Raw genomic sequence first — 25,107 nt, 5'->3', positions numbered from 1 at the left:
CAGCTTCCGCCCGGCGACTGGCCGACGCTCATCGACGGATTGTGCGCGCGCTTCCCCGCGGTCACGCGCGAGCAGTGGCGTGACCGCTTCGCACGCGGCCGCGTGCAGGATCGCGACGGCAAACCGCTGGAGGCGGTGCACCCGTACCGCGTCGGCATGGAGCTGCGCTACTTCCGCGAAGTGCCCGGCGAGGCGCCGATCCCGTTCCGTGAAACCGTGCTGCATGCCGACGCCGACCTGGTGGTGGTCGACAAGCCGCACTTCCTGCCGGTGGTGCCGGCCGGGCGATACGTGGCAGAAACCTTGCTCGCGCGCCTACGGCGTGCCACCGGGAACGCCGACCTGGTACCCCTGCACCGCATCGACCGCGCCACCGCCGGGCTGGTGCTGTTATCCGCACGACGCGAAACGCGTGCGCGCTACCAGGCGCTGTTCCGCGAGCGCGCCATCGACAAGGCCTACGAGGCGCTGGCGCCGGCATTGCCGGAGCTCGAGTTCCCATGCGCCCGCCGTTCGCGGCTCGTCCGCGGCGAGCCGTTTTTCCGCATGCGCGAGGCTGATGGCGAGGCCAACAGCGAGACGCTCATCGACGTCATCGAGCGCCGCACCGATGCCTGGCATTACCGGCTGCGGCCGGTGACCGGACGCAAGCACCAGCTGCGCGTGCACATGGCCGCGCTCGGCGCGCCGATCCTCAACGACGATGTCTATCCGACGCTATCGGAGACCATGGTCATAGACGATTTTTCGCGGCCGTTGAAGCTGCTGGCGCGCGGGTTGTCGTTCGTCGATCCGCTGAGTGGGCGACGTCGGGGGTTCACGAGCATGCGCACACTCTGAGTGCGTGGCGCGCCCGTGCCTTTCATTCGGCAGGCGTGGATGAAAGCTCAGGCACCGTCGCGGCGCGCCAGCCACGCCACAGCACCTTCCCCCGCGCGCCTGCCGCTGGAAAAGCAGGCAGTGAGCAGGTAGCCGCCGGTCGGTGCTTCCCAGTCGAGCATCTCGCCGGCGAAGAACGTGCCGGCAGGAACCGCGTGCGCGCCGGACGCCAGCATCAGTGCGGCGTCGAGCGCCTCGAGCCGGACGCCGCCGGCGCTGCTGATCGCCTCGTCGATCGGCCGCGCGGACTTCAGCACCAGCGGCAGGCGCTTGATGGTCGCTGCTAGCGTGGCCGGGTCGTCCATCGCCTGGCGATCGAGCGTTTCGCGCAGGAGTCCGGATTTCGCGCCGGACAGCCCGGCCTGGCGGCGAATGTGTTCGCTCAGGCTGCGGCCGGCGCGCGGTTTCGCCAGCGCATCGCGCAGACGCGCCTGCTCGCGGCCCGGTGCGAGGTCGAGGTGGAGCAGGGCGCTGCCGTGGCGCGCGATGGCGTCGCGCAGTTCGGCGGAGAGGGCGTAGACCAGGCTGCCCTCGATGCCGGTTTGCGTGACCACGCATTCGCCCTGCTGCGCGTGTTTGACGCCCGTTGCGTCTCGCCAGTGCGCGATCACCGGTTTGAGCGGTGTGCCGGCGTGGCGCCCGGCGAAGTGCTCACTCCAGCCGATGTCGAAGCCGCAGTTCGACGGCTGTAGCGGCGCGACGTCCACGCCGCGTTCGCGCAGCACGTCCTGCCATGCGCCGTCGGAACCGAGCTGGGGCCAGCTGCCGCCGCCGAGCGCGAACACGACGGCATCGGCGCGCACCGTGCGTTCGCCATCGGGCGTGGCGAAGCGCAGCGCGGAATGGTCGCGGCTTCCGCCGCTCCCGCGGTGTTCCGCCGATGTCGTGCTGTCGTCCCAGCCGAGCCAGCGATGGTGCACGTGGAAGCGCACGCCGTGGTCGCGCAGCCGCCGCACCCAGCCGCGCAGCAGCGGTGCGGCTTTCAGGTCGGTGGGAAATACGCGCCCGGAAGTGCCGACGAACGTGTCCACGCCCAGGCCGCGCGCCCATTCGCGCAGCGCGTCGGCATCGAAATCACGCAGCCAGTCCGTGATTTCGCCTTCGCGTTCGCGGTAACGCTGCACGAACATCGGCATCGGTTCGGAATGCGTGAGGTTGAGCCCGCCCTTGCCGGCGATCAGGAACTTGCGCCCGACCGAGCCCCTGGCGTCGAACAGGTCGACCTCCACGCCGGCCGCGCGCGCGACCTCCGCCGCCATCAGCCCGGCCGGTCCGCCGCCGACCACGGCGAGCCCGCTCACGCGACTTCCCCCGCGGCGTGGCCCGAAGCCCAGGCCCACTGGAAGTTGTAGCCGCCGAGCCAGCCGGTGACGTCGACCACCTCGCCGATGAAGTACAGGCCGGGCACGCGCCTGGACTCCATCGTGGCGGACGACAGCTCGCGGGTGTCCACGCCACCCAGCGTGACCTCCGCGGTGCGGTAGCCCTCGGTGCCGCTGGCGGTGATCGGCCAGTGGTGCAGCTGCGTGGCGATGTCGTGCAGTTCGCGCTCGTTGAACTGGCGCATCGGACGGTTCGGCAGCCACGCTTCGCACAGACGCTGCGCGAAGCGCTTGGGCAGCTGTTCCGACAGCACCGTCTTGAGCTCCGCGTCCGGCCGTGCCTGGCGCTGTTCGCGCAGGAAGGCTTCCGCGTCGAGCGCGGGCAGCAGGTCCAGCTTCAGCGCGTCGCCGGGCTGCCAGTACGAGGAAACCTGCAGGATCGACGGCCCGCTCAGCCCGCGATGGGTGACGAGCATGGCGTTGCGGAACGACGCGCCGTTACAGCTGGCCTCGACCGGCAGTGACACGCCGCTCAGTCCTTCCAGGCGCTCCAGGTGCGTGCCGCTTAGGGTCAGCGGCACCAGTCCGGCGCGCGTGGGCAGCACCGCGTGGCCGAACTGCTGCGCGAGCCGGTAGCCGAAGCCGCTGGCGCCCATGCTCGGAATCGACAGTCCGCCGCTGGCGACCACCAGCGACGCGGCGGTGAACTTCCCGCGCGAAGTGCGCAGCGCGAAACCGCCGCCTTCGGCCTGCCGCACGTGCTCCACGCTGCAGCCGATCTCAACGCGCACGCCGGCCGCCTCGCACTCGTCCAGCAGCATGCGTACGACCTGCTTCGAGGACTCGTCGCAGAACAGCTGGCCGAGCTCCTTCTCGTGATACGCGATGCCGTGGCGTTCGACCATCGCGATGAAGTCCGCCGGCGTGTAACGCGCCAGCGCCGACTTGCAGTAGTGCGGGTTGGCGGAGAGGAAGTTCTCCGGCATGGTGCCGGTGTTGGTGAAATTGCAGCGCCCGCCGCCGGACATCAAAATCTTCTTGCCGGGCTTGTTGGCGTGTTCGATGACGAGCACCCGCCGGCCGCGCCGCCCCGCGGTGATCGCGCACATCAACCCGGCCGCGCCGGCGCCGATCACCACGACATCGAATGCCTCCGCCATCGCGTCAGTGCGCCCGTCCGGCCGGCGCCATGCGCGCGCTGGATTCGATCGTCAGTGACGTGCCTTCGCCATAGAGTTCGAGCTGGCCGTCCTGCACCATGCCCTGCAGCCGCATCGTGCGATTGGCCATCGCCCCCAGCGCGGAGACGGTCGAACTGCCGATGTCGAGTACGGTGAGGTTGTCCAGGCGCGAGAGCGCGGCGCGGTTCTTCTCCCACCAGATGTCGGCGCTGCGGCCGCCGTAGTTGACCACCACCACCTCGCGCGCGCGGCTGCAGGCTTTGCGGATGCGCGACTCATCCGGCTGGCCGAGGTCGATCCACAGCTCGATCTCGCCGCTGAGCGACTTGCGCCACAGGTCGGGCTCGTCGTCGCTGGACAGGCCGCGGCCGAACTCCAGCGTGTCGTCGGCATGCAGCGCGAACGCCAGCAGCCGGACCATCAGCCGCTCCTGCGTCTCGGACGGATCCTGGGCCAGGGTCAGCGCATGAGTGGCGTAGTAGTGCCGGTCCATGTCGCTGAGCTGCAGCTCGGCCTTGTAGATGGTGGAATTGGTTGCCATGCGATCCGGGGGAGCGTTTGCCGGCGCCTAGTGTAGGCGCCCTCCCGAAATATGCGCCGTAGGATGGGTAGAGGCGAAGGCGAAACCCATTGTTCTTCCCGCGTGGCCCCATCACCCGTGTATCGGAATCGCGCAATGATGGGTTTCGCTGCGCTCTACCCATCCTACGGTGGGGGGCGGATTCTGACGGGTTGAGGGACGCATTCCGTAGAATGCGCCCATGGTCACCAATATCGCCGCCTACCACTTCGCCGCCATCGACGATCCGGACGCCCTGGCCGGGCGCCTGCGCAGGTGCGCGGAAGCCGGTGCGCTGCTGGGGACCGTGCTGGTGGCGGGCGAGGGCATCAACCTGTTCCTGGCCGGCGACGATGGCGCCGTCGAGGATTTCCTGGCGCCGCTGCGCGTCGACCCGCGGTTCGCCGGCCTGCAGGTGAAATACAGCCGCAGCACCGCGCAGCCGTTCGCGAGGCTGAAGGTGAAGGTCAAGCCGGAGATCATCAGCTTCCGCCGCGAGGACGCCTCGCCGCTGAGCGGCCGCGCGCCGGCCGTGGCGCCGACCGAACTGGCGCGCTGGATCGCCCAGGGCCACGACGACGCCGGCAAGCGCGTCGTGTTGCTCGACACGCGCAACCGCGAGGAAGTCGCGCACGGCACCTTCGCGGGTGCGCTGGCGCTGCCGATCGACAACTTCACCGAACTGCCCGAGGCGCTCGCACCGCACCGCGAGGCGTTGGCCGACGCGACCGTGGTCAGCTTCTGCACCGGCGGCATCCGCTGCGAGAAGGCCGCGCTGTGGCTGCGGGCCGGCGGCATGGACAACGTGCTGCAGCTCGATGGCGGCATCCTCGGCTATTTCGAGCAGGTCGGCGGGCAGGGCTACGAGGGCCGCTGCTTCGTGTTCGACGACCGCATCGCCCTCGATCCGTCGCTGGCGCCCCTGGTCGACGGCATGGGCCGGGCCGCATGAGCTGGCTCGCGCTGCTGCTGGTGCCGCTGGCGCTGTACGCGGCGTACAAGCTGGTCGGCGTGGCGATCAAGCTCGTGCTGGCGGTCGTGGTCGTGGTTGCGCTGTACTGGTGGGCCGCGCCGCAGATGGGCTGGCCGACCGTGTCGGACCTGGTCTACGTCTTTGGCCCGGATCTCGACGGCAAGCGCATCGAGGAGGTCGCCGACCCCTCGCGGCTGGCTGGCCAGGCGGCCGAGCGGGTGACGGATCACGTCATCGACGAGGTGGCCGAGCGCGGCGGTTTCGCGCAGCCGGAAGTCGACGAGTTCGATGAAGTCGCGTTGCCGCTGCCGGAATCCGCGCCCGAAGCGGACCCGGAAACACCCCGCGCGCACAACCCGCCCATGTAGGAGTGGCGGAAGCCGCGAGCTTTCAGCTCCCTCCCTGCGAAGGCAGGGGGTGAGGAGGGCCGCTTGCGAGCCTTTGGCTCGCGGCCTGACGAACGACATCGAGCTGTGCTCGATGGCCGGACGGGTTGGGGAGGGGTGTCTTGGAGATCAGCGCGAACCGTGGGCACCCCCTCCCAGCCTCCCCCTGCCGTCGCAGGGGGAGGGGCAACAGCAAAGGCTCGCGGCTGAAGCCGCTCCTGCAAGGCGATTCGCGCGCCGGGCAGGCCCGCTAGAATCGGCTCATGCCCACGCCCGATTTCGTCGTCGCCATTCCCGCCCGTTTCGACGCCTCGCGCCTGCCGGGCAAGCCGCTGCGGCTGCTGGCCGGCGAGCCGCTGGTGCTGCACGTCGCGCGGCGCGCGCTCGCGGCCGGTGCGCGCGAAGTGTGGGTTGCGGCCGACGACGAACGCATCGTGCAGGCGTTGGCCGGCAGCGGCGTGCAGGTCGCGCTTACCGCGAGATCCCACGCCTCGGGCACCGACCGGCTGGCCGAGTGCGCCGACATCGCCGGCTGGAGCGACGACACGATCGTGGTCAACCTGCAGGGTGACGAGCCGTTCGCGCCGGCGGCGGGCATCGACGCGGTCGCGGCGACGCTGGCCGCGTCGCAGGCGCCGATGAGCACGCTGGCCGCGGCCATCACCGACGTCGGCGAACTGCTCGACCCCAACGTGGTCAAGCTGGTGCGCAGCGACGACGGCCACGCGCTGTATTTCTCGCGCGCGCCGATCCCATGGCCGCGCGACGCCTTCGCCCGCGCCCGCGACCGCATGCCCGAAGGCGGGCCGTGGCTGCGGCACATCGGCATCTACGGCTACCGCGCCGGCTTCCTGCGAAGGTTCGCGAAGATGCCGCCGGGCCGACTGGAGCAGGTCGAGTCGCTGGAACAGCTGCGCGCGCTCGAAGCCGGCCATCGCATCGCGGTGGCGCTGACGCCGGAGCCGTTCCCGTCGGGCGTCGACACGCCCGATGACCTCGCCCGCGCCGAACGCCACATCCAGGAGGCGCGCCGTGCCTGAGCCGCAGCGCCTGCTGGTGGTCTGCCTGGGCAACATCTGCCGCTCGCCGATGGCCGAAGGCGCGCTGCGCGCACGGCTGCGCGAGGCCGGGTTCGATGGCCAGGTCGAGGTCGATTCGGCCGGCACCGGCGACTGGCACGTCGGCCAGCCGCCCGATCGCCGCGCGATCGCCACGGCGCACCGCCACGGCGTCGACATCGGCGGCCTGCGGGCGCGGCAGCTCGGCAAGGCCGACTTCGAGGATTTCGACTGGCTGTTGTGCGCCGACCACGCCAACCTGCGCGACGTGCAGGCGCTGGCGCCGGATTCCGGCCGCGCACGCAGCGCGCTGTTCATGGAATGGGCGGGGCTCGAAGGCCCGATTCCCGACCCCTATACCGGTGGCGACGAACACTTCGAACAGGTCTGGACGCAGGTGGACGAGGCCGCTCGAGCCGCGGTGGCGCGACTGCGCGGCCGATGACGCATAATCCCGGTCCGGCACAGGGGAACCGTGACACGCCCATGGACGTCAGCATCGCTCCCGAATTTCCGCAGTCGCTGGAATGGCTGAACCTCGCCGAGCCGCTGCGCATGGCCCAGCTGCGCGGAAAGGTGTGTGCGCTGGCGTTCGTCAACGCCGGCTCGGCATGGTCGCAGCAGCGCCTCAACGACCTGGCCCACCTGCGCGCGCGCCACGGCGAGCGGCTCAACGTGGTGGCCGTGCACGTGCCGCGCTTCGACCATGAGCGCGATGCGCGCCGCGTTGCCAAGCGGCTGTCGCGGCAGAAGCTCGACTTCCCGATCGCCCACGATCCCGACTGGGCGCTGTGGCAGCACTATGGCATCGAGTCGTGGCCGACCGTGGTGCTGATCGACGGCGAGGGCAACATCCGTGAACGCTGGGTCGGCGACGGCCAGGTGCGCGAGCTCGATGCCGCGGTCACTTCGCTCAACGACGCGATCGTGCCGCGCTCGCGCAACGCCGCGCCGATCGAACTGCGTTCGATGCGCGAGCCGATGCTGCCGCTGCGCTTCCCGGTCGGCATCGCAGTCGACGCCAACTACCTGTACGTGGCCGACAGCGGCCACCACCGCATCCTCGAATGCGACCACGGCGGCCGCGTGCTGCGCCAGTTCGGCAGCGGCGGTCCCGGTTTCATCGACGGACCGATGGAGCTGTCCGCGTTCAACCGTCCGCAAGGCATCTGCCTGCAGCGCGACATGCTCTACGTCGCCGACACCGGCAACCATTCCGTGCGCCGGATCCAGCTGCGCAGCGGCGACATCGACACGATCTGCGGGGCCGGCCGGCCCGGCGAGCCGGTCGAAGGCGTGATCACCGATCCGCGGGCCGTCGCGCTGGACCAGCCGCGCGCCATCGCGCTCAGCGCCGAGGCGATGCACATCGCCACCGCCGGTGACAACCGGATCTGGACCTACAACCTGGGCAAGCGGGAGCTGCGCCTGCTCGCCGGTTCCGGCGCGCTGGGCGTGTCCGACGGCAGCGGCAGCCGGGCGAACTTCGCCGAACCGGTCGGGCTGGCGACGGTGCAGCAGGTGCTGTACGCCTGCGATGCGGCGGGCTCGGCGATCCGCAGCGTCAACGCGCGCAGCGGGCAGGTCACCACGTTGCTCGGCCAGGACACGTGGAACTTCGGCAACGCCGACGGCGCGCGCGTGGAGGCGCGGCTGCAGCAGCCGCAGGCGATTGCGCTGGACCCGGACGCGCCGGTGCTCTGGATCGCCGACAGCGGCAACGATGTCCTGCGCACCCTGCGCCTGGGCGGCGGCGAACTGGCCACGTTCGAACTGCCGCAGCGCCTGCACTCCCCGTCGGGCCTGGCGATCGCCGACCGCGTGGTCTGGATTGCCGATACCGACGCCCATGCGGTGCTGCGCCTGGATACCCGCAACGGCGCGCTGCGCCACGTGCCGATCGGGGAATGACGGGGGGCTGCGTTCGGCCATCGCCGCTGCAGCGTCCGTGCTCCAGTGCACGGGCAGACCCCGGATTCCCCGCTCCGTTCGGGATGACAAACTTCGGTCCATGCCCGCGGCCGGGATGACGAATCTGATGCGGCCCGGTTCGGGAAGATCGCACGTTGCGACCGCGGCATCGGTGCACCGGCCTTGAGCAAGCCCGCCGCAGCCCTCAATCTCTGTCCTGCATGAGCACCCCGCAGCCCCCCTTCGACGGCAAGGAATTCGTCCGCGGCCTGAGCACCGCGCCGGGTGTGTACCGCATGTTCGCCGCCGACGACAGCGTGCTGTACGTCGGCAAGGCCGGCGCGCTGAAGAAGCGCGTGGCCAGCTATTTCAGCAACGCGCCGAAGAACGCGCGGACGATGGCGATGCTGGCGCAGGTTGCGCGCATGGACGTCACCGTGACTCGCAGCGAGGCCGAGGCGCTGCTGCTGGAGAACCAGCTGATCAAGTCGCTCAAGCCGCGCTACAACGTGCTGCTGCGCGACGACAAGAGCTACCCGTACGTGCTGCTCACCCAGGAACCGTGGCCGCGGATCGGCCTGCATCGCGGCGCGCGCAGCATCCCCGGGCGCTACTTCGGCCCGTATCCGAGCGTGGTGGCGGTGCGCGAGACCCTGAACCTGGTGCACAAGCTGTTCAAGCTGCGCAGCTGCGAGGACAGCGTGTTCCGCAACCGTTCGCGGCCCTGCCTGCAGTACCAGATCGGCCGTTGCACCGCGCCCTGCGTGGGCCTGGTGCAGGCGCGCGAGTACGCCGAGTCGGTGCGCCGGGTGACGCTGTTCCTCGAAGGCCGCAGCGACGAGCTCAGCGGCGAACTCAACCGCGCGATGGAAGCGGCCAGCGAGCGCCTGGACTTCGAGGAAGCCGCGCGCCTGCGCGACCAGGTCGCGATGATCCGCACCCTGCAGGCGCGGCAGTACGTCGAGGGGCAGGTCGCCGACATGGACCTGCTGGCCTGCGCGATGCAGGGCACCCACGCCTGCGTGCTGCTGCTTGCGTTCCGCGATGGCCGCAACCTGGGCACGCGCGCCTTCTTCCCCAAGACCAACGGCAGCGACAGCCCGGCCGAGGTGCTGGCGGCGTTCGTCTCGCAGTACTACGGCGAGCAGCTGCCGCCGCGCGAGATAATCCTCGACCGCGAGATCGAGGACGTCGAGCTGCTGCAGGACGCCTTCAGTACCGCCGCCGGCCGCCGGGTGCAGGTCAAGACCAGCGTGCGCGGCGACCGCGCCGGCTACCTGGACCTGGCGCGCCGCAACGCCGAGATGACGCTCGCCACCGAGCTCGGCAGCCAGGCCGCGCAGCGCGCGCGGGTGGAATCGCTGCGCGACATGCTCGGCCTGGACGACCTGCCGCAGCGCATCGAGTGCTTCGATATCAGCCACACCATGGGCGAGGCGACGGTGGCCTCGTGCGTGGTGTTCGACGCCGACGGCCCGGTGCGCGGCCAGTACCGGCGCTACAACATCACCGGGATCGAGCCGGGCGACGACTACGCGGCGATGCACCAGGCGCTGCAGCGCAGGTTCCGGCGCGCGGTGGAGCAGGATGGCGTGTTGCCCGACGTGCTGCTGATCGACGGTGGGGCAGGGCAGGTGGCCCAGGCCAGGTCCGTGCTGGCCGACCTGGGCGTCGATGGCCCGGTGCTGGTCGGCGTGGCCAAGGGCGAGGCGCGCCGGCCCGGCGACGAGACCCTGCTGCTGCCCGGCGCCGACGGGCAGCCGGGCCGCGAACTGCACCCCGGCGCCGCGTCCCCCGGCCTGCAGCTGGTCCAGCAGGTGCGCGACGAGGCCCACCGCTTCGCCATCACCGGCCACCGCGGCCGCCGGCAGAAGGCGCGCAACAGCAGCCGGCTGGAGGACATCCCTGGCATCGGCCCGCGCCGGCGCGCCAGCTTGCTCAAGCATTTCGGCGGCCTGGGCGGGCTGAAAAACGCGAGTGCGGACGAGATCGCACACGTGGAGGGCATCAGTTCCGAGCTTGCCGGGCGGATTTACGCCACACTGCACGGGCTGCAGGGGCCGGGCAGCGAACGCCGGCCGGACTGAAGACGAGCAATGAAGCTGACCATCCCCACATGGCTGACCCTGCTGCGGATCCTGATGATCCCGGTGCTGGTGCTGGTGTTCTACCTGCCCTACAAATGGACCAATTTCGCCGCCACGGCGGTGTTCGGCCTGGCCGCGGTCACCGACTGGCTCGACGGCTGGATCGCGCGCCGCTACCACCAGTACTCCGCATTCGGGGCATTCCTGGACCCGGTTGCCGACAAACTGATGGTCGCCGTGGCCCTGTTCCTGATCGTCCAGGGCCACCCGACGGCGTGGATGGCGCTGTGGGCGGCGGTGATCGTGGGGCGCGAGATCGCGGTGTCGGCCCTGCGCGAGTGGATGGCCGAGCTGGGCCAGCGCGCGCGGGTCAAGGTCGCCGCCATCGGCAAGATCAAGACCGTGGCGCAGATGGTCGCGCTGCTGTGCCTGCTGTATTCGGTGTCCCCCGACCCGCAGCCACGACACGATCTGTTCATGCGCGACCTGGTTTTCCACGTCGGCGACTGGCTGCTGGCGGTCGCCGCCCTGCTCACGCTGTGGTCGGGCCTGGCGTATTTGCGCGCGGCGTGGCCGGTCTTGCGCGCGGGGGAGGGAATTCCGGTTGACAGTTCCGAACGTGAAGGTAGAATTCCGCTTCCTCCGCGGGAATAGCTCAGTTGGTAGAGCACGACCTTGCCAAGGTCGGGGTCGCGAGTTCGAGTCTCGTTTCCCGCTCCAGATCCAGCAGGACCCCGGCAATGCCGGGGTTTTGTTTTTCAGGCGGAACGCGCCGCCAAGCGTTCCGCCCGCGATCCGGGTATCTTGATCCGGAGCAGCAAGTCACCGGCCTGGTGGCAGAGTGGTTATGCAGCGGCCTGCAAAGCCGCGTACGCCGGTTCAATTCCGACCCAGGCCTCCATTCCGGGCACGCGGCCCTCCCGCGGGGCCGCCAGTTGTTGCCGATGATCCGGCAAACGCGGGGCGACCGGTTTTTGCGGAGGATTCCGTTGCCATGAATTGCGACTTACGGATGCGCCCACGGCGCGCCTTCGCGATGCAGCCCGGATGGCGAAACTGGTATACGCAGGGGACTTAAAATCCCTCATCCGCGAGGATTTGTCGGTTCGACTCCGACTCCGGGCACCACCTCGGCACCGTAGGATGGGTAGAGCCGCAGGCGAAACCCATCGCCTGCGCGGCATGCATCAGGCGATGATGGGTTTCGCCTGCGGCTCTACCCATCCTACGGGTTACGGGCCTTCCTCCGCAGCCGCCGCGCGAACAAGGGCTCGCGGCTTCTTCCGCCGGTCCTGCGACAGCTCCCGCAAGGCGCCGGACATCGCCCCGGCGAGCGACGGTCTGCAACAATGCCCGCGACCGCAAGCCAAGGGCCCGCCGCATGTCGCGCTACCTGCTTTACGTTGCCTGCCTCGCAATGACGCTGCTTTCGGCGTGGATGTCGCTGCGCAGCCAGCACTGGTACTGGCCGCTGGGCATCTTTGGCGCGCTGTCGCTGCTGGGCACCTGGGACATGCTGCAGACGCGCACCACGCTGCGCCGCAACTACCCGATCCTCGCGCACTTCCGCTATGCGCTGGAGTCGATCGGGCCCGAGATCCGCCAGTACTTCATCCAGGAAGACCTGCAGGAAGTGCCGTTCTCGCGGCGCCAGCGGTCGCTCGTGTACCAGCGCGCCAAGAACGTGATCGACGTGGTGCCCTTCGGTACCGAGCGCAACGTCTACGGCCTGGACTACGAATGGATCAACCATTCGCTGCTGCCGACGACGATCCCCTCCCACGATTTCCGCGTGCGCGTCGGCGCCGAGGCCGCGCAGCCCTACGAGGCCAGCGTCTTCAACATCTCGGCGATGAGCTTCGGCTCGCTGTCGGCCAACGCGATCCGCGCGCTCAACGCCGGCGCGAAGCGCGGCAATTTCTACCACGATACCGGCGAGGGCTCGATTTCGGCCTACCACCGCGAGAACGGTGGCGACCTGGTCTGGGAAATCGGCTCTGGCTACTTCGGCTGCCGCGAGGAAGACGGGCGCTTCAGCGAGGAGCGCTTCGCCGCCAACGCGCGCGAGCCGCAGGTGAGGATGATCGAGGTCAAGCTCTCGCAGGGCGCCAAGCCGGGCCACGGCGGCGTGCTGCCCGGGCCCAAGGTCAGTGCCGAGATCGCCGCCACCCGCGGCGTGCCGGAGGGCCTCGACTGCATCTCGCCATCGCGGCATTCGGCATTCTCCACGCCGATCGGGCTGCTGGAATTCGTCGCCCGCCTGCGCGAACTGTCCGGCGGCAAGCCGACCGGTTTCAAGCTGGCGATCGGCCACCCGTGGGAATGGTTCTCGGTGGCCAAGGCGATGCAGGAAACCGGGATCCTGCCGGACTTCATCGTCGTCGACGGCGCCGAAGGCGGCACGGGCGCGTCGCCGGCGGAGTTCATCGACCACGTCGGCCTGCCGATGCACGAGGCGCTGATGCTGGTGCACAACACCCTGGTCGGCGTTGGCCTGCGCAACCGCATCCGGGTGGGCGCGGCCGGCAAGATCACCAGCGCCTTCGACATCGCCCGCACCATGGCGATGGGCGCTGACTGGTGCAATGCTGGGCGCGGCTTCATGTTCGCGCTCGGCTGCATCCAGTCGCTGAGCTGCCACACCGACCGTTGCCCGACCGGTGTCGCCACCCAGGATCCGAAACGCTGGCGCAAGCTCGACACGGCGGACAAGTCCACGCGCGTGTTCCAGTTCCACGAAAACACGGTCAAGGCATTGCGCGACCTGCTGTGCGCGGCGGGGCTGGAGCATCCGCGCCAGCTGGGTCCCGAACACATCCTGCGCCGGGTCTCGCGGACCGAGGTGCGTTCGCTGGCGGCTCTGTATCGCTTCCTCGACCCTGGCGAACTGCTCGAGCGGATGCCCGAGCATGCGGTGTTCCGGAATTTCTGGTCGGCGGCGCGCAGCGATTCGTTCGTCGCGCCGGACAGGGTGTTGGCGATGCGGGAGGTCAAGAACCGCTAGCGGTTCCGGTTTGCGGGGCGTCGGGGGCGTAGCCCGACCGACGCCATCGGGTCGACCCGCCGTAGATCGGGGCTACGCCCCCGACGCCCCCGGCATCACCCGTGGCAGGCCACCAGCACCGTATCCCCGCAGCGCAACTTCACCTTCACCCCGGTCGGGCGGCCCGTGCTCCGGTGCCGCGCGCAGGCCAGCTGTTCGGCGTGCTCAAGTGCGACCAGCGGGGTCGGGTCGGGCGGCTCGTTGCCGCCGTTGGCGGTGTAGACCACCCAGCCGCGCGCCGATTGCTCGATCGAAAACAGTTCGCGTTCCATGGATATCCCCTCGGAAGCCTGTTGCACGGAGCAAGGCATGCAAGTCCCGTGCCGCGCGCGGGAGCCGCGCATGCACGGAGAATGGCCGGGACACGTGACAGGAAGGGGCGTGCGGTGCCGGAAAACGTCGCTGTCGCGCAATTCCGCGCACGCGGGCCGCGGTTCCTGAACGGGATCGATCAGCGGGGAAGGGTGGGACAACCGGTTCCCAGTACCTGCGCCGGCGCAAGGGCAAGAAAAAAAGCCACCGCGTGGGTGGCTTTGGACAACCGATGGTGGGCGGTACAAGGTTCGAACTTGTGACCCTTGCCGTGTGAAGGCAATGCTCTACCGCTGAGCTAACCGCCCCGATCGGGGCGCGAAGTTTACTTTGGCGGAGGCAGGATTGCCAACCCGGGCGGGGCGGTACTGTGTCGGCCGCCCTGGAGCGGCCGCTGGTGGGTGCTGCGTCCCGACCCGCGGCGAACCCGAAAAGCGGTCGGGGTATATACAGCGTGGCCTACGCCACGGGCATCGCCACCCACAGATGCACGCGGTGGCGCGGCATGCCGCCGTCCGGATCGAAGCGGTAATCGGCGCCGATGGCGTCGGCACGGTCGCGGATGTTGAGCAGGCCGCGGCCGGGACGGTTGGGGTCGATGATGATCGCGCCGGCCTGGTCCTCGATTTCCATGGTCAGTTCGGCGGCGTTTTCCGAGGGCGCCAGCACCAGGCGGATGTGCATGCGCCCGCCGCAGCCGTGGCGCGCGCCGTTGGTGACCGCTTCCTGGCAGATGCGGTAAAGGGCCGAGGCGATGTTGTCGGGCAAGTGGTCCACGCGGCCCTGGACGCGGCTGGTGTACAGCACGCCGCGGTCGCGCAGCAGCTCGGCGAATGGGCCTTCGGCGATCGCGCGGGTGAGGCCGAAGCGGTCGAGCACGGCCGGGTGAAGCTCGTTGATGACTTCGCGCAGGTGGCCGTGGGCGCTGGTCACCAGGCTGCTGATCGAGCTCAGGCCCTCGAGCACGGTCGGGTTCGAGGCGGTGAGCTCGACGATGCGCAGGCGGGTGGCGATCGCGGTCATGTCCTGGCCGATCTGGTCGTGCAGTTCGACGCCGATGCGGCGGCGTTCCTGTTCCTGCATCGCGGCCATGCGGTTGGCCGCGCGGGCAAGTTCGGCACTGCGCGTGCGCAGCGCCTGCACGATTTCGTCCATCTCCCGGCGCCGGGTGCGCAGCGTCTCGGTGGACACGCCCACCAGCAGCACCGCGCAGCCGACCATGGCCATCAGCAGCGGCAGCTGGCCGGGCTGGAGTTGCTCCACGTTCGGCAGCCGGGCGGTGGTCAGCGCGAGGCAGAGCAGGCCGTAGGAAACCATGGCCGGCCGCCAGCCATAGCGATATGCGACCAGGAACAACGGCAACAGCGCCAGCGCCAGCGGATAGATCGGCGCCTCGATGGATGGCAGCAGGGCCAGCCCCAGCACCACTGCCGGTGAGGCCAGTGCGACGCCGTACGCCAGCAGCAGCGGCCACGGGCGGCGCTCCGGGCCGAACTGGTCGGTCAGGGCCAGCATGATCGGTACCACCAGCACCGAACCGGCGAAATCGCCGAGCGCGAACGACACCAGGGTCGGTGGCAGGCCGGCGGCCAGGCTGCCGTCGTCGTTGAGGTCGATCGCAGTCAGCAGCAGGCTGTTGAACACGGCCGCCACGAATCCCACCACCAGCAACCGTGGCAGCGCCCTGTACGCCGGCGTGCCGCGGCCGTGGCGCCCGATCCCGCGCAGCACCACTGCGTAGATGCACCACGGAATGATCGCGCCGAGCAGCCAGCCCGTCAGCGAGCTGTAGCCAAGCGTCCGCCCCAGGATGACGAGCGTGGTGATCTCGATCGCCGCCATCGCCGGCCACAGGCGCCGGGGCAGCAGCCACAGCGTGCCCAGTCGCAGGCCCGCGGGCAGGTACCAGAGCATCCCGGAAATGCCGAACAGCCCCAGCCAGGCGAACGGATAGAGCAGCAGCCAGATCACAGCCGGTCGACGCCAGGGCGGTGATTGCGCTTCAATGGCCGGGTTTTCCGAGTCTCCCGGCGGCGAATTCGATGTCGACACTGCGTATTGTCCTGGTCGATGACCACCCCATCGTGCGGTCGGGCTTCCGCCAGTTGCTCGAGCTCGAGCCCGGCTGGCAGGTGATCGCCGAGGTGGGCAGCGCGCAGGAGCTGGCGGCGTGGATGCTGCATTCCACCTGCGACGTGCTGGTGCTCGACCTCTCCCTGCCGGACGGCGACGGGCTGGTCATGCTACGGCACCTGCTGGCCCAGCGGCCGGACCTGGCGATCGTGGTGCTGACCATGCACGACGGCGCGCTGTACGTGCAAGACGCGCTGACGGCCGGGGCGCGCGGTTTCGTCACCAAAAGCTCGGCGCCGGATGAACTGGTGGACGCGATCCGCGCCGTCGGCCGCGGCGAGACCTACCTGGGCACCGACGTGCGCGACTACGAAGGCGAGGGTTCGGTTGACGAGCACGGCGAGCTGCCGGAACTGACCGCGCGCGAGGCGCAGGTATTCCTGCTGCTGGCGCGCGGGCATTCGGTCGCGCGGGTGGCGGCCACCGTCGGCATCCACGCCAAGACCGCGTACGCGCACCGGACCAACATCTACAGCAAGCTCAAGCTGGGCTCGGACCATGAGCTGCGGCTGCTGGCGATGAAGCGGGGGTTGATCGGGCGGGCGTAGGGTGCCGGTGATGGGTTTCGCTGCGCTCTACCCATCCTACGATCAACACGACCCGTCTGTAGGATGGGAAGAGCGCAGCGAAACCCATCGAACACCCGGAAACCACTACTCCAGCTGCGACCTCGCATACGCCGCGTCCAGCGCTTCCATCGCGTCGAGCGGCTTGAGCTTCGCGGCCTTTTCGTACGCGGCCGCTGCCGCATCTTCCTTCTTGTCGCCATGCAGCAGCATCAGCACGTTGCCGTGCTCGATGTGGGCGATGGGAGAGTCGGGGGTGAGCTTGAGCGCGGTCTTGATGTGCGATTCGGCCTCGCCGGCCTTGGCGCCATAGGTCAGGCCGCCGATCATCGCTCCGATCTTGCCGATGATCTCGGCGTGGTACAGGGCCAGCGAGGTATGCGCCTCGGCGTGCTTTGGCGCCAGCGTCAGCGCCTCGTCGAGCGACTGGCGCACCTTGCTCGCGATGCCCTGCTTGAGCGCCTTGGCGATCGACAGCCCCTGGCTGTAGCGGCCCAGCGCGAAGGCGTGGCGATAGTGGCTGTTGGCTTCGTCGGGCAGCGCCTTGATCGCGGCCTCGGCCAGCTTGGCGGCCTGCTCGAAGCGCTTGAGCTTCTCGGCCTCGGCGTCGACCAGGTAGGTGGCGTGGATGCCGAGCGCCTTGACCGCCACCGAAGCGCCGACCGGTCCCAGCGCGCTGCCGGCGTCGAAGGCCGCCTTGAAGTCGCCGCGATGGAACGCGCGCCAGGCGTCCTGCAACGCGGCCGCGAGCGCGGCGGCGTCCAGCTTCGGCGCGGCCTTGCCGGCTGCCTTGAGCAGGGTCGCGGCGCGCTTGTCGTCGGGGAAGGGTTCGCAGTCGCCGGCGTGCAGTTTCGGCCACGCCTTCTTCAGCGCGTCGCCGGCATGGGTGTAGGCCTTGGCATCGTGCGGAAAAGCGGCCCAGGAGGTCTTCGAAGCCATGATCGCGTCCTGTCTGATCGGTGCGCCGAGCATTGCCCGGCGCGCGTCCGCTGGCAAGGGGTGTTGTGCTGTTGGTGGGAGCGGCGGAAGCCGCGGGCTCCTGAGGAGATCAAGAGCAAATCCCCCATACCCCCTTTTCCAAAGGGGGCAAAAGCGAAACGCTTTTCCCGAATCCCGAATCCCGAATCCCGAATCCCGAATCCCGAATCCCGAACCCCGAACACGCGCCAGCGTGGGCGTCAGTCGATGTAAGCCTGCGTCAGCTTGTTCAGGTGCACCCGCTCCGCATCACGCAGGAAGGGCGCCAGCAGCATCATCACCTGCACGATGCCGTCGCGGATCGCGGCGTTCTCGTCCTTGTCGCCGCGCACGGCGGCGTAGTTGAGCCAGAACGTCGCCAGCACCAGCACGTTGGTCGCCGCGGCATCGAGCTCGGCCGCCGAGGCGCGCATCACGCCGGCCTGCGAGAGGCCGCGCATGACCTGGTGGGCGTTGTCGTCGGCGCGCTTGAGGATCCGTGCGAAGCGCACGCGCAGGCGGCGGTTGCGGCTGAGGATCTCGACCAGGTCGCGGTACAGGAAGCGGTAGTCCCAGATGCACTCGAATGCCAGGTGCAGCTGCAGCCAGATGTCCTCGAGCCCCGGCAGCCGGCCGCCGGGCGCGGCCAGCGCATCGTCCATCCGCGCGTCGAAGCGCGCGAACAGCTGCTCGATGATGTCGTCCTTGTTGCGGAAGTGGTAGTACAGGTTGCCCGGGCTGATCTCCAGCTCGTCGGCGATGTGGTTGGTGGTGACGTTGGGCTCGCCCTGCGTGTTGAACATCGCAAGCGAGCAGTCGAGGATGCGTTGCCGTGTCTGTCGCGCGGCCATCGTGGTGGGGCGGATCAGCCCGCCAGCTTCTTCACCAGGTCGACGTATTTCTGCTTCGCGTCGTCCTGGCCGGTGCCCTTGAGCTTGGCCCAGGCTTCGTACTTGGCGGTGGCGACGAAGTCGAAGAAGCCCGGCTTCGGGCCGCTGACGTCGCCTTCCGAGCCCTGTTTGTACAGCGCGTACAGGCGCAGCAGGGTGTCGTTGTCGGGCCGCTCGGACAGTCCCTGGACGTCCTGCTTGGCCTGTTCGAAGCGTGCTTGCAGATCGGACATTGCGGCTTCCCCCGGAAGAGGCCCGCATGACAGCACGCGGGGGGAGGGGGGTCAACCGGCCACGTTGCATGCATCGTGGGAGCGGCCATGGCCGCGAGGGTCTGCTCCCTCCCCTGCGAAGGCAGGGGAGGGTTGGGGAGGGGTGCCTTTTGGATCAGAGCGAACCGTGAGAACCCCCTCCCAGCCTCCCCCTGCCGTCGCAGGGGGAGGAGCAACGGCGAAGCTCGCAGCTTCCGCCGTTCCTGCAAGGCAGGAGCATTCAAGGCGCGGCCGGGAATTGTCGCCGCCGCGCCGCTCTGGCAAGTTAGCCGGCAACGGTCGCCATCGGCGACGCGATCACAACGAGGGCAAGGACATGAGCTACTTCGTCACCGGCGCCACCGGGTTCATCGGACGCTTCCTGGTCGCCAACCTGCTTAAGCGCAAGGGCACGATCCATGTGCTGGTGCGCAAGGACTCGCAGAAGAAGTTCGACGCGATCGCGAAAAAGATGGGCTGGGACCTCAAGCGCATCACCGTGCTGCATGGCGACATGGCCGCGGCTCGCTGCGGGCTGACCGCCGCGCAGGTGCGTGCGTTGAAGGGCAAGGTGAAGCACTTCTTCCACCTGGCCGCGATTTACGATCTCGACGCCCGTGCCGAGGCGCAGCAGGTGGCGAACGTCGACGGCACGCAGAACGCGCTGGACCTGGCGGCCGCGGTCGAGGCCGGTTGTTTCCACCATGCCAGCTCGATTGCCGCGGCCGGGCTGTACCCCGGGATCTTCCGCGAGGACATGTTCGAGGAGGCCGAGGGCCTGGACGATCCATACCTGCGCACCAAGCACGACTCCGAAGGCCTGGTGCGCGGGGAGAAGCGGATCAAGTGGCGGATCTACCGCCCCGGCATGGTGGTCGGCCATTCGCAGACCGGCGAGATGGACAAGATCGACGGCCCGTACTATTTCTTCACCCTGATCAAGAAGCTGCGCGAGATGTTGCCGCCGTGGATGCCGACGCTGGGCATCGAGGGCGGCCGGATCAACATCGTGCCGGTGGACTTCGTCGCCGATGCGATGGACCACATCGCGCACAAGCCGAAGCTCGACGGACACACGTTCCACCTTACCGATCCGGAACCGCTGCGCGTGGGCGAGGTGCTCAACACGTTCTGCCGTGCCGGCCATGCGCCGGAGATGACGATGCGCTTCGATGCGCGCATGTTCGCCTTCGTGCCGCCGAGCATCCGCGGCGCGGTCGGAAACCTGCCGCCGGTGCGGCGTTTTGTCGGCATGCTGCTGCGCGACTTCCGGATCCCGAAGAGCGTGCTCCGGTTCATCACCTATCCCACGCGCTTCGACAGCCGCGAAACCGAGCGCGCACTCAAGGGCAGCGGCGTCGCCGTGCCGCGGCTGGAGGACTACGCCTGGCGCCTGTGGGACTACTGGGAGCGGCACCTGGACCCGGACCTGTTCATCGACCGCACGCTCAAGGGCAAGGTGCGCAACAAAGTCGTCGTCATCACCGGCGGCTCGTCCGGCATCGGCCTGTCGACCGCGAAGCGCGTGGCCGAGGCCGGCGCGGTCACGGTGATCGTTGCGCGCGGCAAGGAGGAACTGTTCAAGGCCCGTGACGAGATGAAGGCCGCCGGTGGCAAGGTGTTCGCCTACACTGCCGACCTGTCGGACATGGCCGACTGCGACCGGCTGGTGAAGAAGGTGCTCGACGAGCACGGCCACGTCGACGTGCTTATCAACAACGCCGGCCGCTCGATCCGGCGCTCGATCGAGGCCAGCTACGACCGCTTCCACGACTTCGAGCGCACGATGCAGCTCAACTACTTCGGCAGCATCCGCCTGATCATGGGCTTCATGCCGGCGATGACTCATCGGCGCAAGGGCCACATCATCAACATCAGCTCGATCGGCGTGCTGGCCAACTCGCCACGGTTTTCAGCCTACGTGGCGTCGAAGGCCGCGCTGGACGCGTTCAGCCGCTGCGCGCAGGGCGAGCTGTCGGGCAAGGGGATCAGCTTCACCACGATCAACATGCCGCTGGTGAAGACGCCGATGATCGCGCCGACCAAGATGTACGACAGCGTGCCGACGCTGACGCCGGACGAGGCCGCCGACCTGCTGGTCAAGGCGATCATCGAACGACCGACCCGCATCGCCACGCGGCTGGGCATCTTCGCCGCGCTGATCAACGCGGTGGCGCCGAAGGCGTACGAGGTGGTGATGAACACCGCGTTCGAGCTGTTCCCTGATTCCGCCGCCGCGAAGGGCGACAGGAAGGCGCTCAAGGGCGAGGCCGAGCCCAGCGGCGAGCAGATCGCCTTCGCCTCGCTGATGCGCGGGGTGCACTGGTAGGCCCGCAAGCGCCGTGTCCGCGGGAGCGCGTAGGTCGGGGTTACGCCCCCGACGGCGTTCCGGCAACGCGGTGCGCGCCTTTCGGAAGCCCGGAATCAAGGCGCGGAGATCAAGAGCCGTCGGGGGCGTAGCCCCGACCTACGGCACGCGGGGGATTCGTCGAAGACTTCGCGGCTTTCGCCGTTCCCGCAAGGAGCGCATTGCCCGGCTCAGTAGCTCCTGCACTGCCGGAACCGCGTCGGCAGTTCGCTGCCCGGTGGCGGCGTGAGCTGGATGCGGGACGATGCCAGGGCGTCGTAGCGGACCATGAGCGGGCAGATCTGGTCGAAAGCATCGCCGCGGCCATCAAGCAGGAAGACCTGCAGGGTGGACTGCGTGGACCACACGGCGCGGTCGACCATGGGCAGGGTGGAAATCGCGTCGGCAACGTCTTCGCGCTGCTTTTCCAGTGTCCGCGCGTCGTCTGGTGCCGGGGCCGAAATCGGCGCCGCCGCTGCGTTGGCTGCTTCGCTTGCCGCCGTTGCCGCGGCGTCGGTAGTGGATGGGGAATCGCTTGGCACCGACGGTTCGGGGCGCGGCACCAGGGTGAACACGGCCACGCCCGCCACCAGCGCCAGCAGCCATGACAGCAGGGTGCGCTGGCGTGCCTTGGTCGCGGCGCCGGCCAGGATCGGTGCGCGCTGCTCCTCGCCCATCAGTTCGCGCAGTTCGGGCCACAGGGTCGGGCCGTCGAGCAGTTCGATGCGTTGGACCTTGGCCGCGGGACGTGCTTCCTTGCTGACGCTGCCCTGGGTGGCCAGGATGCCGCCGGCGGCATTGGCCAGGCGGATTTCGTTGGCGAGTTCAGCGACCTGGGCGCCGCTCAGGACGAAGGCACTGCCGTGCTTGCATGACAGCAGCCAGCGTTTGCCGTCGCGTTCGAGGGTGTAGTCGGTGTCGCCCGACGGCGACTCGCGGTTGAACACGCGCGTATAGCCGCGCTTGCCGAGGGCATCCAGGACCAGGTGGATGAACTCGCGCCAGGACATGGCTGCCAGCGCCGCCAGGCCGGCTTCGGTTTCGTCGCGGCGCATGACTACGAGGCGGAAATACAGGGTGCCGGCCACGCCGATCAGCACGGCGACGGCCAGGGCGATGACCCAATGGGAGCTTTCGATCACGGTGTTCGCGCCAGATCTTCCGAAAGACGGAAGGATAAACGTTGCGCGCCTTCGCGGCTTGCGTCGCCGGTCGGAAAATCATGAAGAAGCCCGCCAACCCGAAGCCGCAAGGGGAGGGGAGCTACGGTCTTCGAGCGGGTTGGCGGGCAAAGCGTGGGCCGCCGCGGACGCGCCGCGACGGCCGGGTGGATCAGGCCTTGGCCTTGCTGGCGGCCTTCTTGCGCGGGGTGGCGCGCTTGGTGGCGGCCTTCTTCGCGGTCTTCGTGGTCTTGCGCGCGGCCTTTTTCGCCTTGGGCGCGGCCTTGGCGGCCTTCTTGCGTGCCGGCGCCTTGCGTGCCGGCGTGCCGCGCTGGCGGCGCAGTTCGACGGTCAGGTCCTCGACGCGGTCGCTCAGGTCGGCGAGGTCGTCGCGGCCGGGGACGCCGAGCTTGGTCAGCGCGCGCTGGACGCGGTCCTCGAACACCTTCTCGAGGCGGTCCCAGGTGTCGGTGGCGCGTTCGCGGGCCTGGTCGACGCGGTTCTCGACCACGTCGCGCACGGCGTTGCCGCGGCTGTCGGCGAACCTGCGCGCGGTCTGCTCCAGGTTCAGGCCTTCCTTGACCAGGCCCTCGAACAGCTTGGTGCCCTCGGCCTGGGCGCGACCGAACGCGCCGACGCCGGCGAGCCAGATCTGCTGCGCCGATTCGCTCAGCGTCTTCGACAGCTTCTCGGCCTGCGCCTGCACGTCGTCGGCGCTGGCGCGGGAGCCGGCGGTCTTCTTCTTCGCGGTCTTCTTGAACTTGGCCATGTTGCCCTCCGGGCGGCTCGTGTGATTGCGGTGCAGGATCACCGCATTGTCTAGAGCATTCACACGAGATGTGGCGTCGGTTCAGCGTTTGCGGGCGCGTGCCCTGGGCGCGTTGTCGCGGCGGGCGATGACGCGCTCGGTGGCGTCGAGTGCGCGGCGCAGTTTCGCCGTGGTTTCGGTGCTGCGCGGCGGCCGCGCGGCGAGGCCGTCGAGCAGGGTGCGGCTGTCGCCTTCCAGCACCTCGTCGCGCAGGCGGATGCCGTTGGCGGCCAGCACCGGGCGCAGGTCGCCGGCGCGGCGGCGCAGGTCGTCGATGGTGTTGCGCCAGGCCAGCTGGCACACGCGGCGGCGCGCGGCGAAGCTGAAGGCGTTGGTGTGGAACAACTCGCCGTCGCGGGCGTTGGGCTCGAACACCATCTGGTCGATGTCCGGGTACTGCTGTGCGTAGCGCGCCAGGCCCACGTGCATGCGCGACTGCAGCAGGGTGCGGAAGGTCTGCGACAGCACCGCCGGCAGGCCGCCGTGCACCAGCCGCTGGCCGTCGGTGTCGTCGTCGACCGGCGCGCCGCCGCGGGCGTCGCCGAGGCCGGCGTTGAACGGCACCAGCGGGTTGATGCCGATCAGCAGGTCGATGTCGCGTTCGAGCAGCACCGAGGCGTGCATGGTGCGGCGCAGGGCGCCGTCGACCAGGTGCCGGCCGCGCACTTCCACCGGCGGATACAGGCCGGGCAGGGCGGCGCTGGCCTGCACGGCGCGCGAGATCGGCACGTCTTCCCAGCCTTCGCCGCCGAACAGCACCGGCTCGCCGCTGTCGAGTTCGACCGCGACCACGAACAGCTTGGCGTCCAGTTCGCGGAAGTCGTTGCTGCGGCCACGGCGGGTGAAGATGTCGCGCAGGAAGCGCTCGACCTCGGCGTTGTCGAACAGGCCGGTGGGCACCAGTCCGCCGAAACGGTTGATCAGGTCCGACCAGCGCACGTCGAGCGGGTCGAGCAGCACGCTGCGCCACCAGTCCAGGGTCAGCCGCGGCAGGCTGGCGGCGCGCTGCAGGTATTCGTACAGCGCCGGGCGCAGGAAGGTGTCGGCGCGGAAATGCGCGTCGTCGCTGTCGCCGGTGATGAAGATCCGGCACATCTGCTCGGTCGACAGGCGGTTGGCGAGCCCGGCGGCGAGGAATGCGCCGCTGCTGACGCCGACGTAGCTGTCCAGGTCGGTGAGGTCGAGGCCGTCGAGGGCTTCGTCCAGCGCGCGCAGGGCGCCGAGTTCGTACATGCCGCCGATCGGGCCACCGCCGGCGATGGCCAGGCCGATCCGGGCCGGGCCGCGGGAGGAGGATGCGCCGCGTTTCCGGGCCGGGTGGAGTGAAAGCATGCAGGTGTCGATGAACGGGACGACCGGAGTGTAGCCGATGGCTGCCGGGCGCCCTGATGGCGAACTTCACCCGCGGCCTGCGAACATGCGCGCATGCCACGCCCGTCCCTGTCCCGCCGTCTCGAACGGCGACTGGCCTGCCACCAGGTCCTGCACGACCCGCAGCGCGAGCCGCGCAACCGCCTGCGCTGGCTGCCGGAACTGCGCCGCTGGCAGGCTGCGCGCCTGCGCGGCAGCTTCGCGCATTTCCTCGAGGACCCGTCGCGGCGACCGGCGGCGGAGTTCTTCCTCGACGACGTCTACGGCGACCGCGACTTCACCCGCCGCGACGCCGACATCGCGCGCGTGCTGCCGATGATGCAGCGGCTGTTGCCGGAGAAGCTGCTGGGCACGGTGGCCGACGCGATCGAACTGGGCGCGCTGACCCAGGCGCTGGACCTGCGCATGGCGCAGGCGCTGCAGGCGCTGGCGCCGCGGCGGAAGAAGCTGGATGCGGCGCTGTACGGCGAGGCGTATCGCGAGGTGGGCCTGCCGCGGCTGCGCGCGCGGCAGATCGACCTGATCCGCAGCGTCGGCAGCGGCTTCGGCAAGGCGCTGAAGCTGCCCGGCGTGGCTGCGCTGCTGGCGTTCTCGCGCGGACCGGCGAAGCTGGCCGGGCTGAGCGAACTGCAGGGGTTCCTGGAGCGGGGCGTGGCGGCGTTCGAGGAACTGGGCGATGCCGACGCGTTCGTGGCCGAGATCGAGCGCGCGGAGCGCAGGGCGTCGAAGCGGCTGTTCGCGGGGCACGCGGACCCGTTCGGCTGAGCGCGCCGGGCGTTTCGCAGGAGCGGCGGAAGCCGCGAGCTTTGAGCTCCCTCCCCTGCGAAGGCAGGGGAGGGTTGGGGAGGGGTGTCTTCGGGATCACTGTGAACCGTGACAACCCCTCCCGGCCTCCCCCTGCCTTCGCAGGGGG

General features: G+C 69.4%; 23 protein-coding genes and 4 tRNA genes. 15 read left to right on the top strand and 12 right to left on the bottom strand.

The annotated features are described in order from the left end of the window. A partial coding sequence (locus ACFONC_RS06390) for a pseudouridine synthase (RefSeq protein ID WP_386742872.1) occupies positions 1-840 on the top strand: 840 nt, incomplete at its 5' end. Positions 841-887: 47 nt separating this feature from the next. On the opposite strand, the gene ACFONC_RS06385 is transcribed toward ACFONC_RS06390, so the two are convergent. Genes ACFONC_RS06385 through ACFONC_RS06375 form a run of 3 tightly spaced genes read right to left on the bottom strand, consistent with a single transcriptional unit; the run spans position 888 to position 3,923 of the window. Next, positions 888-2,180, bottom strand: a complete 1,293-nt coding sequence (locus ACFONC_RS06385; RefSeq protein WP_386742871.1) for a TIGR03862 family flavoprotein — start codon at positions 2,178-2,180, stop codon at positions 888-890. After that, positions 2,177-3,361: a BaiN/RdsA family NAD(P)/FAD-dependent oxidoreductase gene (locus ACFONC_RS06380; RefSeq protein ID WP_386742870.1), complete on the bottom strand. Its 1,185-nt coding sequence runs from the start codon at positions 3,359-3,361 to the stop codon at positions 2,177-2,179. The genes ACFONC_RS06385 and ACFONC_RS06380 overlap by 4 nt, the downstream gene beginning before the upstream one ends. Positions 3,362-3,365: 4 nt before the next feature. Beyond that, positions 3,366-3,923: a YaeQ family protein gene (locus tag ACFONC_RS06375; protein ID WP_386742869.1), complete on the bottom strand. Its 558-nt coding sequence runs from the start codon at positions 3,921-3,923 to the stop codon at positions 3,366-3,368. Between the two features lie 220 nt (positions 3,924-4,143). Between ACFONC_RS06375 and ACFONC_RS06370 the strand changes: the two genes are divergently transcribed. The 11 genes from ACFONC_RS06370 to ACFONC_RS06320 all read left to right on the top strand — a co-directional run bounded on the left by ACFONC_RS06370 (position 4,144) and on the right by ACFONC_RS06320 (position 13,360). Next, entirely contained in the window at positions 4,144-4,893 is a 750-nt protein-coding gene (locus ACFONC_RS06370) for a sulfurtransferase (RefSeq protein ID WP_386742868.1), read from the top strand. Beyond that, the gene (locus ACFONC_RS06365) at positions 4,890-5,282 is read left to right on the top strand and encodes a hypothetical protein (RefSeq protein WP_386742867.1); all 393 of its coding nucleotides are present in this window, start codon (positions 4,890-4,892) and stop codon (positions 5,280-5,282) included. Before ACFONC_RS06370 ends, ACFONC_RS06365 begins: the two co-directional genes overlap by 4 nt. 281 nt (positions 5,283-5,563) lie before the next feature. Then, complete coding sequence (kdsB, locus tag ACFONC_RS06360; protein WP_386742866.1) at positions 5,564-6,340, top strand: 3-deoxy-manno-octulosonate cytidylyltransferase; 777 nt, start codon at positions 5,564-5,566, stop codon at positions 6,338-6,340. A 49-nt stretch (positions 6,341-6,389) separates the two neighbouring features. After that, a complete protein-coding gene (locus tag ACFONC_RS06355; RefSeq protein ID WP_386743077.1) occupies positions 6,390-6,803 on the top strand; it encodes a low molecular weight protein-tyrosine-phosphatase in 414 nt (137 codons plus the stop codon). A gap of 41 nt (positions 6,804-6,844) precedes the next feature. After that, on the top strand, positions 6,845-8,269 hold the full coding sequence (locus ACFONC_RS06350; protein ID WP_386742865.1) for a thioredoxin-like domain-containing protein: 1,425 nt from the start codon (positions 6,845-6,847) through the stop codon (positions 8,267-8,269). A 221-nt stretch (positions 8,270-8,490) separates the two neighbouring features. Next, positions 8,491-10,356: an excinuclease ABC subunit UvrC gene (gene uvrC / locus ACFONC_RS06345; protein WP_386742864.1), complete on the top strand. Its 1,866-nt coding sequence runs from the start codon at positions 8,491-8,493 to the stop codon at positions 10,354-10,356. 9 nt (positions 10,357-10,365) lie between these two features. Further along, positions 10,366-11,010, top strand: coding sequence for a CDP-diacylglycerol--glycerol-3-phosphate 3-phosphatidyltransferase (gene pgsA / locus ACFONC_RS06340; RefSeq protein ID WP_386742863.1), 645 nt, complete (start codon positions 10,366-10,368; stop codon positions 11,008-11,010). Further along, positions 11,001-11,076: transfer RNA gene (locus ACFONC_RS06335), tRNA-Gly, on the top strand. The genes pgsA and ACFONC_RS06335 overlap by 10 nt, the downstream gene beginning before the upstream one ends. A gap of 107 nt (positions 11,077-11,183) precedes the next feature. Beyond that, positions 11,184-11,257, top strand: a tRNA-Cys gene (locus ACFONC_RS06330). Between the two features lie 140 nt (positions 11,258-11,397). Continuing rightward, positions 11,398-11,484, top strand: a tRNA-Leu gene (locus ACFONC_RS06325). Positions 11,485-11,737: 253 nt separating this feature from the next. After that, positions 11,738-13,360, top strand: a complete 1,623-nt coding sequence (locus ACFONC_RS06320; protein WP_386742862.1) for an FMN-binding glutamate synthase family protein — start codon at positions 11,738-11,740, stop codon at positions 13,358-13,360. A 95-nt stretch (positions 13,361-13,455) separates the two neighbouring features. Here ACFONC_RS06320 and ACFONC_RS06315 read toward each other — a convergent pair whose 3' ends face one another. The 3 genes from ACFONC_RS06315 to ACFONC_RS06305 form a co-directional block, all read right to left on the bottom strand. After that, entirely contained in the window at positions 13,456-13,671 is a 216-nt protein-coding gene (locus tag ACFONC_RS06315; protein ID WP_386742861.1) for a hypothetical protein, read from the bottom strand. A gap of 273 nt (positions 13,672-13,944) precedes the next feature. Then, positions 13,945-14,019: transfer RNA gene (locus ACFONC_RS06310), tRNA-Val, on the bottom strand. Between the two features lie 151 nt (positions 14,020-14,170). Next, complete coding sequence (locus ACFONC_RS06305) at positions 14,171-15,682, bottom strand: histidine kinase (protein WP_386742860.1); 1,512 nt, start codon at positions 15,680-15,682, stop codon at positions 14,171-14,173. A 71-nt stretch (positions 15,683-15,753) separates the two neighbouring features. Here ACFONC_RS06305 and ACFONC_RS06300 point away from each other — a divergent pair, with 71 nt between their 5' ends. Beyond that, entirely contained in the window at positions 15,754-16,392 is a 639-nt protein-coding gene (locus ACFONC_RS06300; protein ID WP_386742859.1) for a response regulator, read from the top strand. A 105-nt stretch (positions 16,393-16,497) separates the two neighbouring features. Here the strand turns inward: ACFONC_RS06300 and ACFONC_RS06295 are convergent, their stop codons facing one another. From ACFONC_RS06295 to ACFONC_RS06285, 3 genes are all read right to left on the bottom strand, one after another. Then, positions 16,498-17,349, bottom strand: a complete 852-nt coding sequence (locus ACFONC_RS06295; RefSeq protein ID WP_386742858.1) for a hypothetical protein — start codon at positions 17,347-17,349, stop codon at positions 16,498-16,500. Between the two features lie 239 nt (positions 17,350-17,588). Then, positions 17,589-18,218, bottom strand: a complete 630-nt coding sequence (locus tag ACFONC_RS06290; RefSeq protein WP_386742857.1) for a TetR/AcrR family transcriptional regulator — start codon at positions 18,216-18,218, stop codon at positions 17,589-17,591. A 14-nt stretch (positions 18,219-18,232) separates the two neighbouring features. Beyond that, positions 18,233-18,490: an acyl-CoA-binding protein gene (locus ACFONC_RS06285; RefSeq protein WP_386742856.1), complete on the bottom strand. Its 258-nt coding sequence runs from the start codon at positions 18,488-18,490 to the stop codon at positions 18,233-18,235. 355 nt (positions 18,491-18,845) lie between these two features. Between ACFONC_RS06285 and ACFONC_RS06280 the strand changes: the two genes are divergently transcribed. Then, positions 18,846-20,837: an SDR family oxidoreductase gene (locus tag ACFONC_RS06280; protein WP_386742855.1), complete on the top strand. Its 1,992-nt coding sequence runs from the start codon at positions 18,846-18,848 to the stop codon at positions 20,835-20,837. Positions 20,838-21,046: 209 nt separating this feature from the next. On the opposite strand, the gene ACFONC_RS06275 is transcribed toward ACFONC_RS06280, so the two are convergent. From ACFONC_RS06275 to ACFONC_RS06265, 3 genes are all read right to left on the bottom strand, one after another. Further along, positions 21,047-21,997 carry a restriction endonuclease gene (locus ACFONC_RS06275; RefSeq protein WP_386742854.1) on the bottom strand — a complete coding sequence of 317 codons (951 nt, stop codon included), beginning with the start codon at positions 21,995-21,997 and terminating at the stop codon, positions 21,047-21,049. 190 nt (positions 21,998-22,187) lie between these two features. After that, positions 22,188-22,784, bottom strand: a complete 597-nt coding sequence (locus ACFONC_RS06270; RefSeq protein WP_386742853.1) for a phasin family protein — start codon at positions 22,782-22,784, stop codon at positions 22,188-22,190. Positions 22,785-22,865: 81 nt separating this feature from the next. Continuing rightward, the gene (locus tag ACFONC_RS06265) at positions 22,866-24,155 is read right to left on the bottom strand and encodes a patatin-like phospholipase family protein (protein WP_386742852.1); all 1,290 of its coding nucleotides are present in this window, start codon (positions 24,153-24,155) and stop codon (positions 22,866-22,868) included. A gap of 93 nt (positions 24,156-24,248) precedes the next feature. Between ACFONC_RS06265 and ACFONC_RS06260 the strand changes: the two genes are divergently transcribed. Continuing rightward, positions 24,249-24,959: an FFLEELY motif protein gene (locus ACFONC_RS06260; RefSeq protein WP_386742851.1), complete on the top strand. Its 711-nt coding sequence runs from the start codon at positions 24,249-24,251 to the stop codon at positions 24,957-24,959. Positions 24,960-25,107 lie beyond the last annotated feature (148 nt).

Origin of the sequence: Luteimonas soli, from assembly GCF_042648865.1 — a bacterium.
GTDB classification, from domain to species: domain Bacteria; phylum Pseudomonadota; class Gammaproteobacteria; order Xanthomonadales; family Xanthomonadaceae; genus Luteimonas; species Luteimonas soli.
The sequence above is the reverse complement of the archived record's forward strand: the minus strand, read 5'-3'. Positions and strand labels throughout refer to the sequence as shown.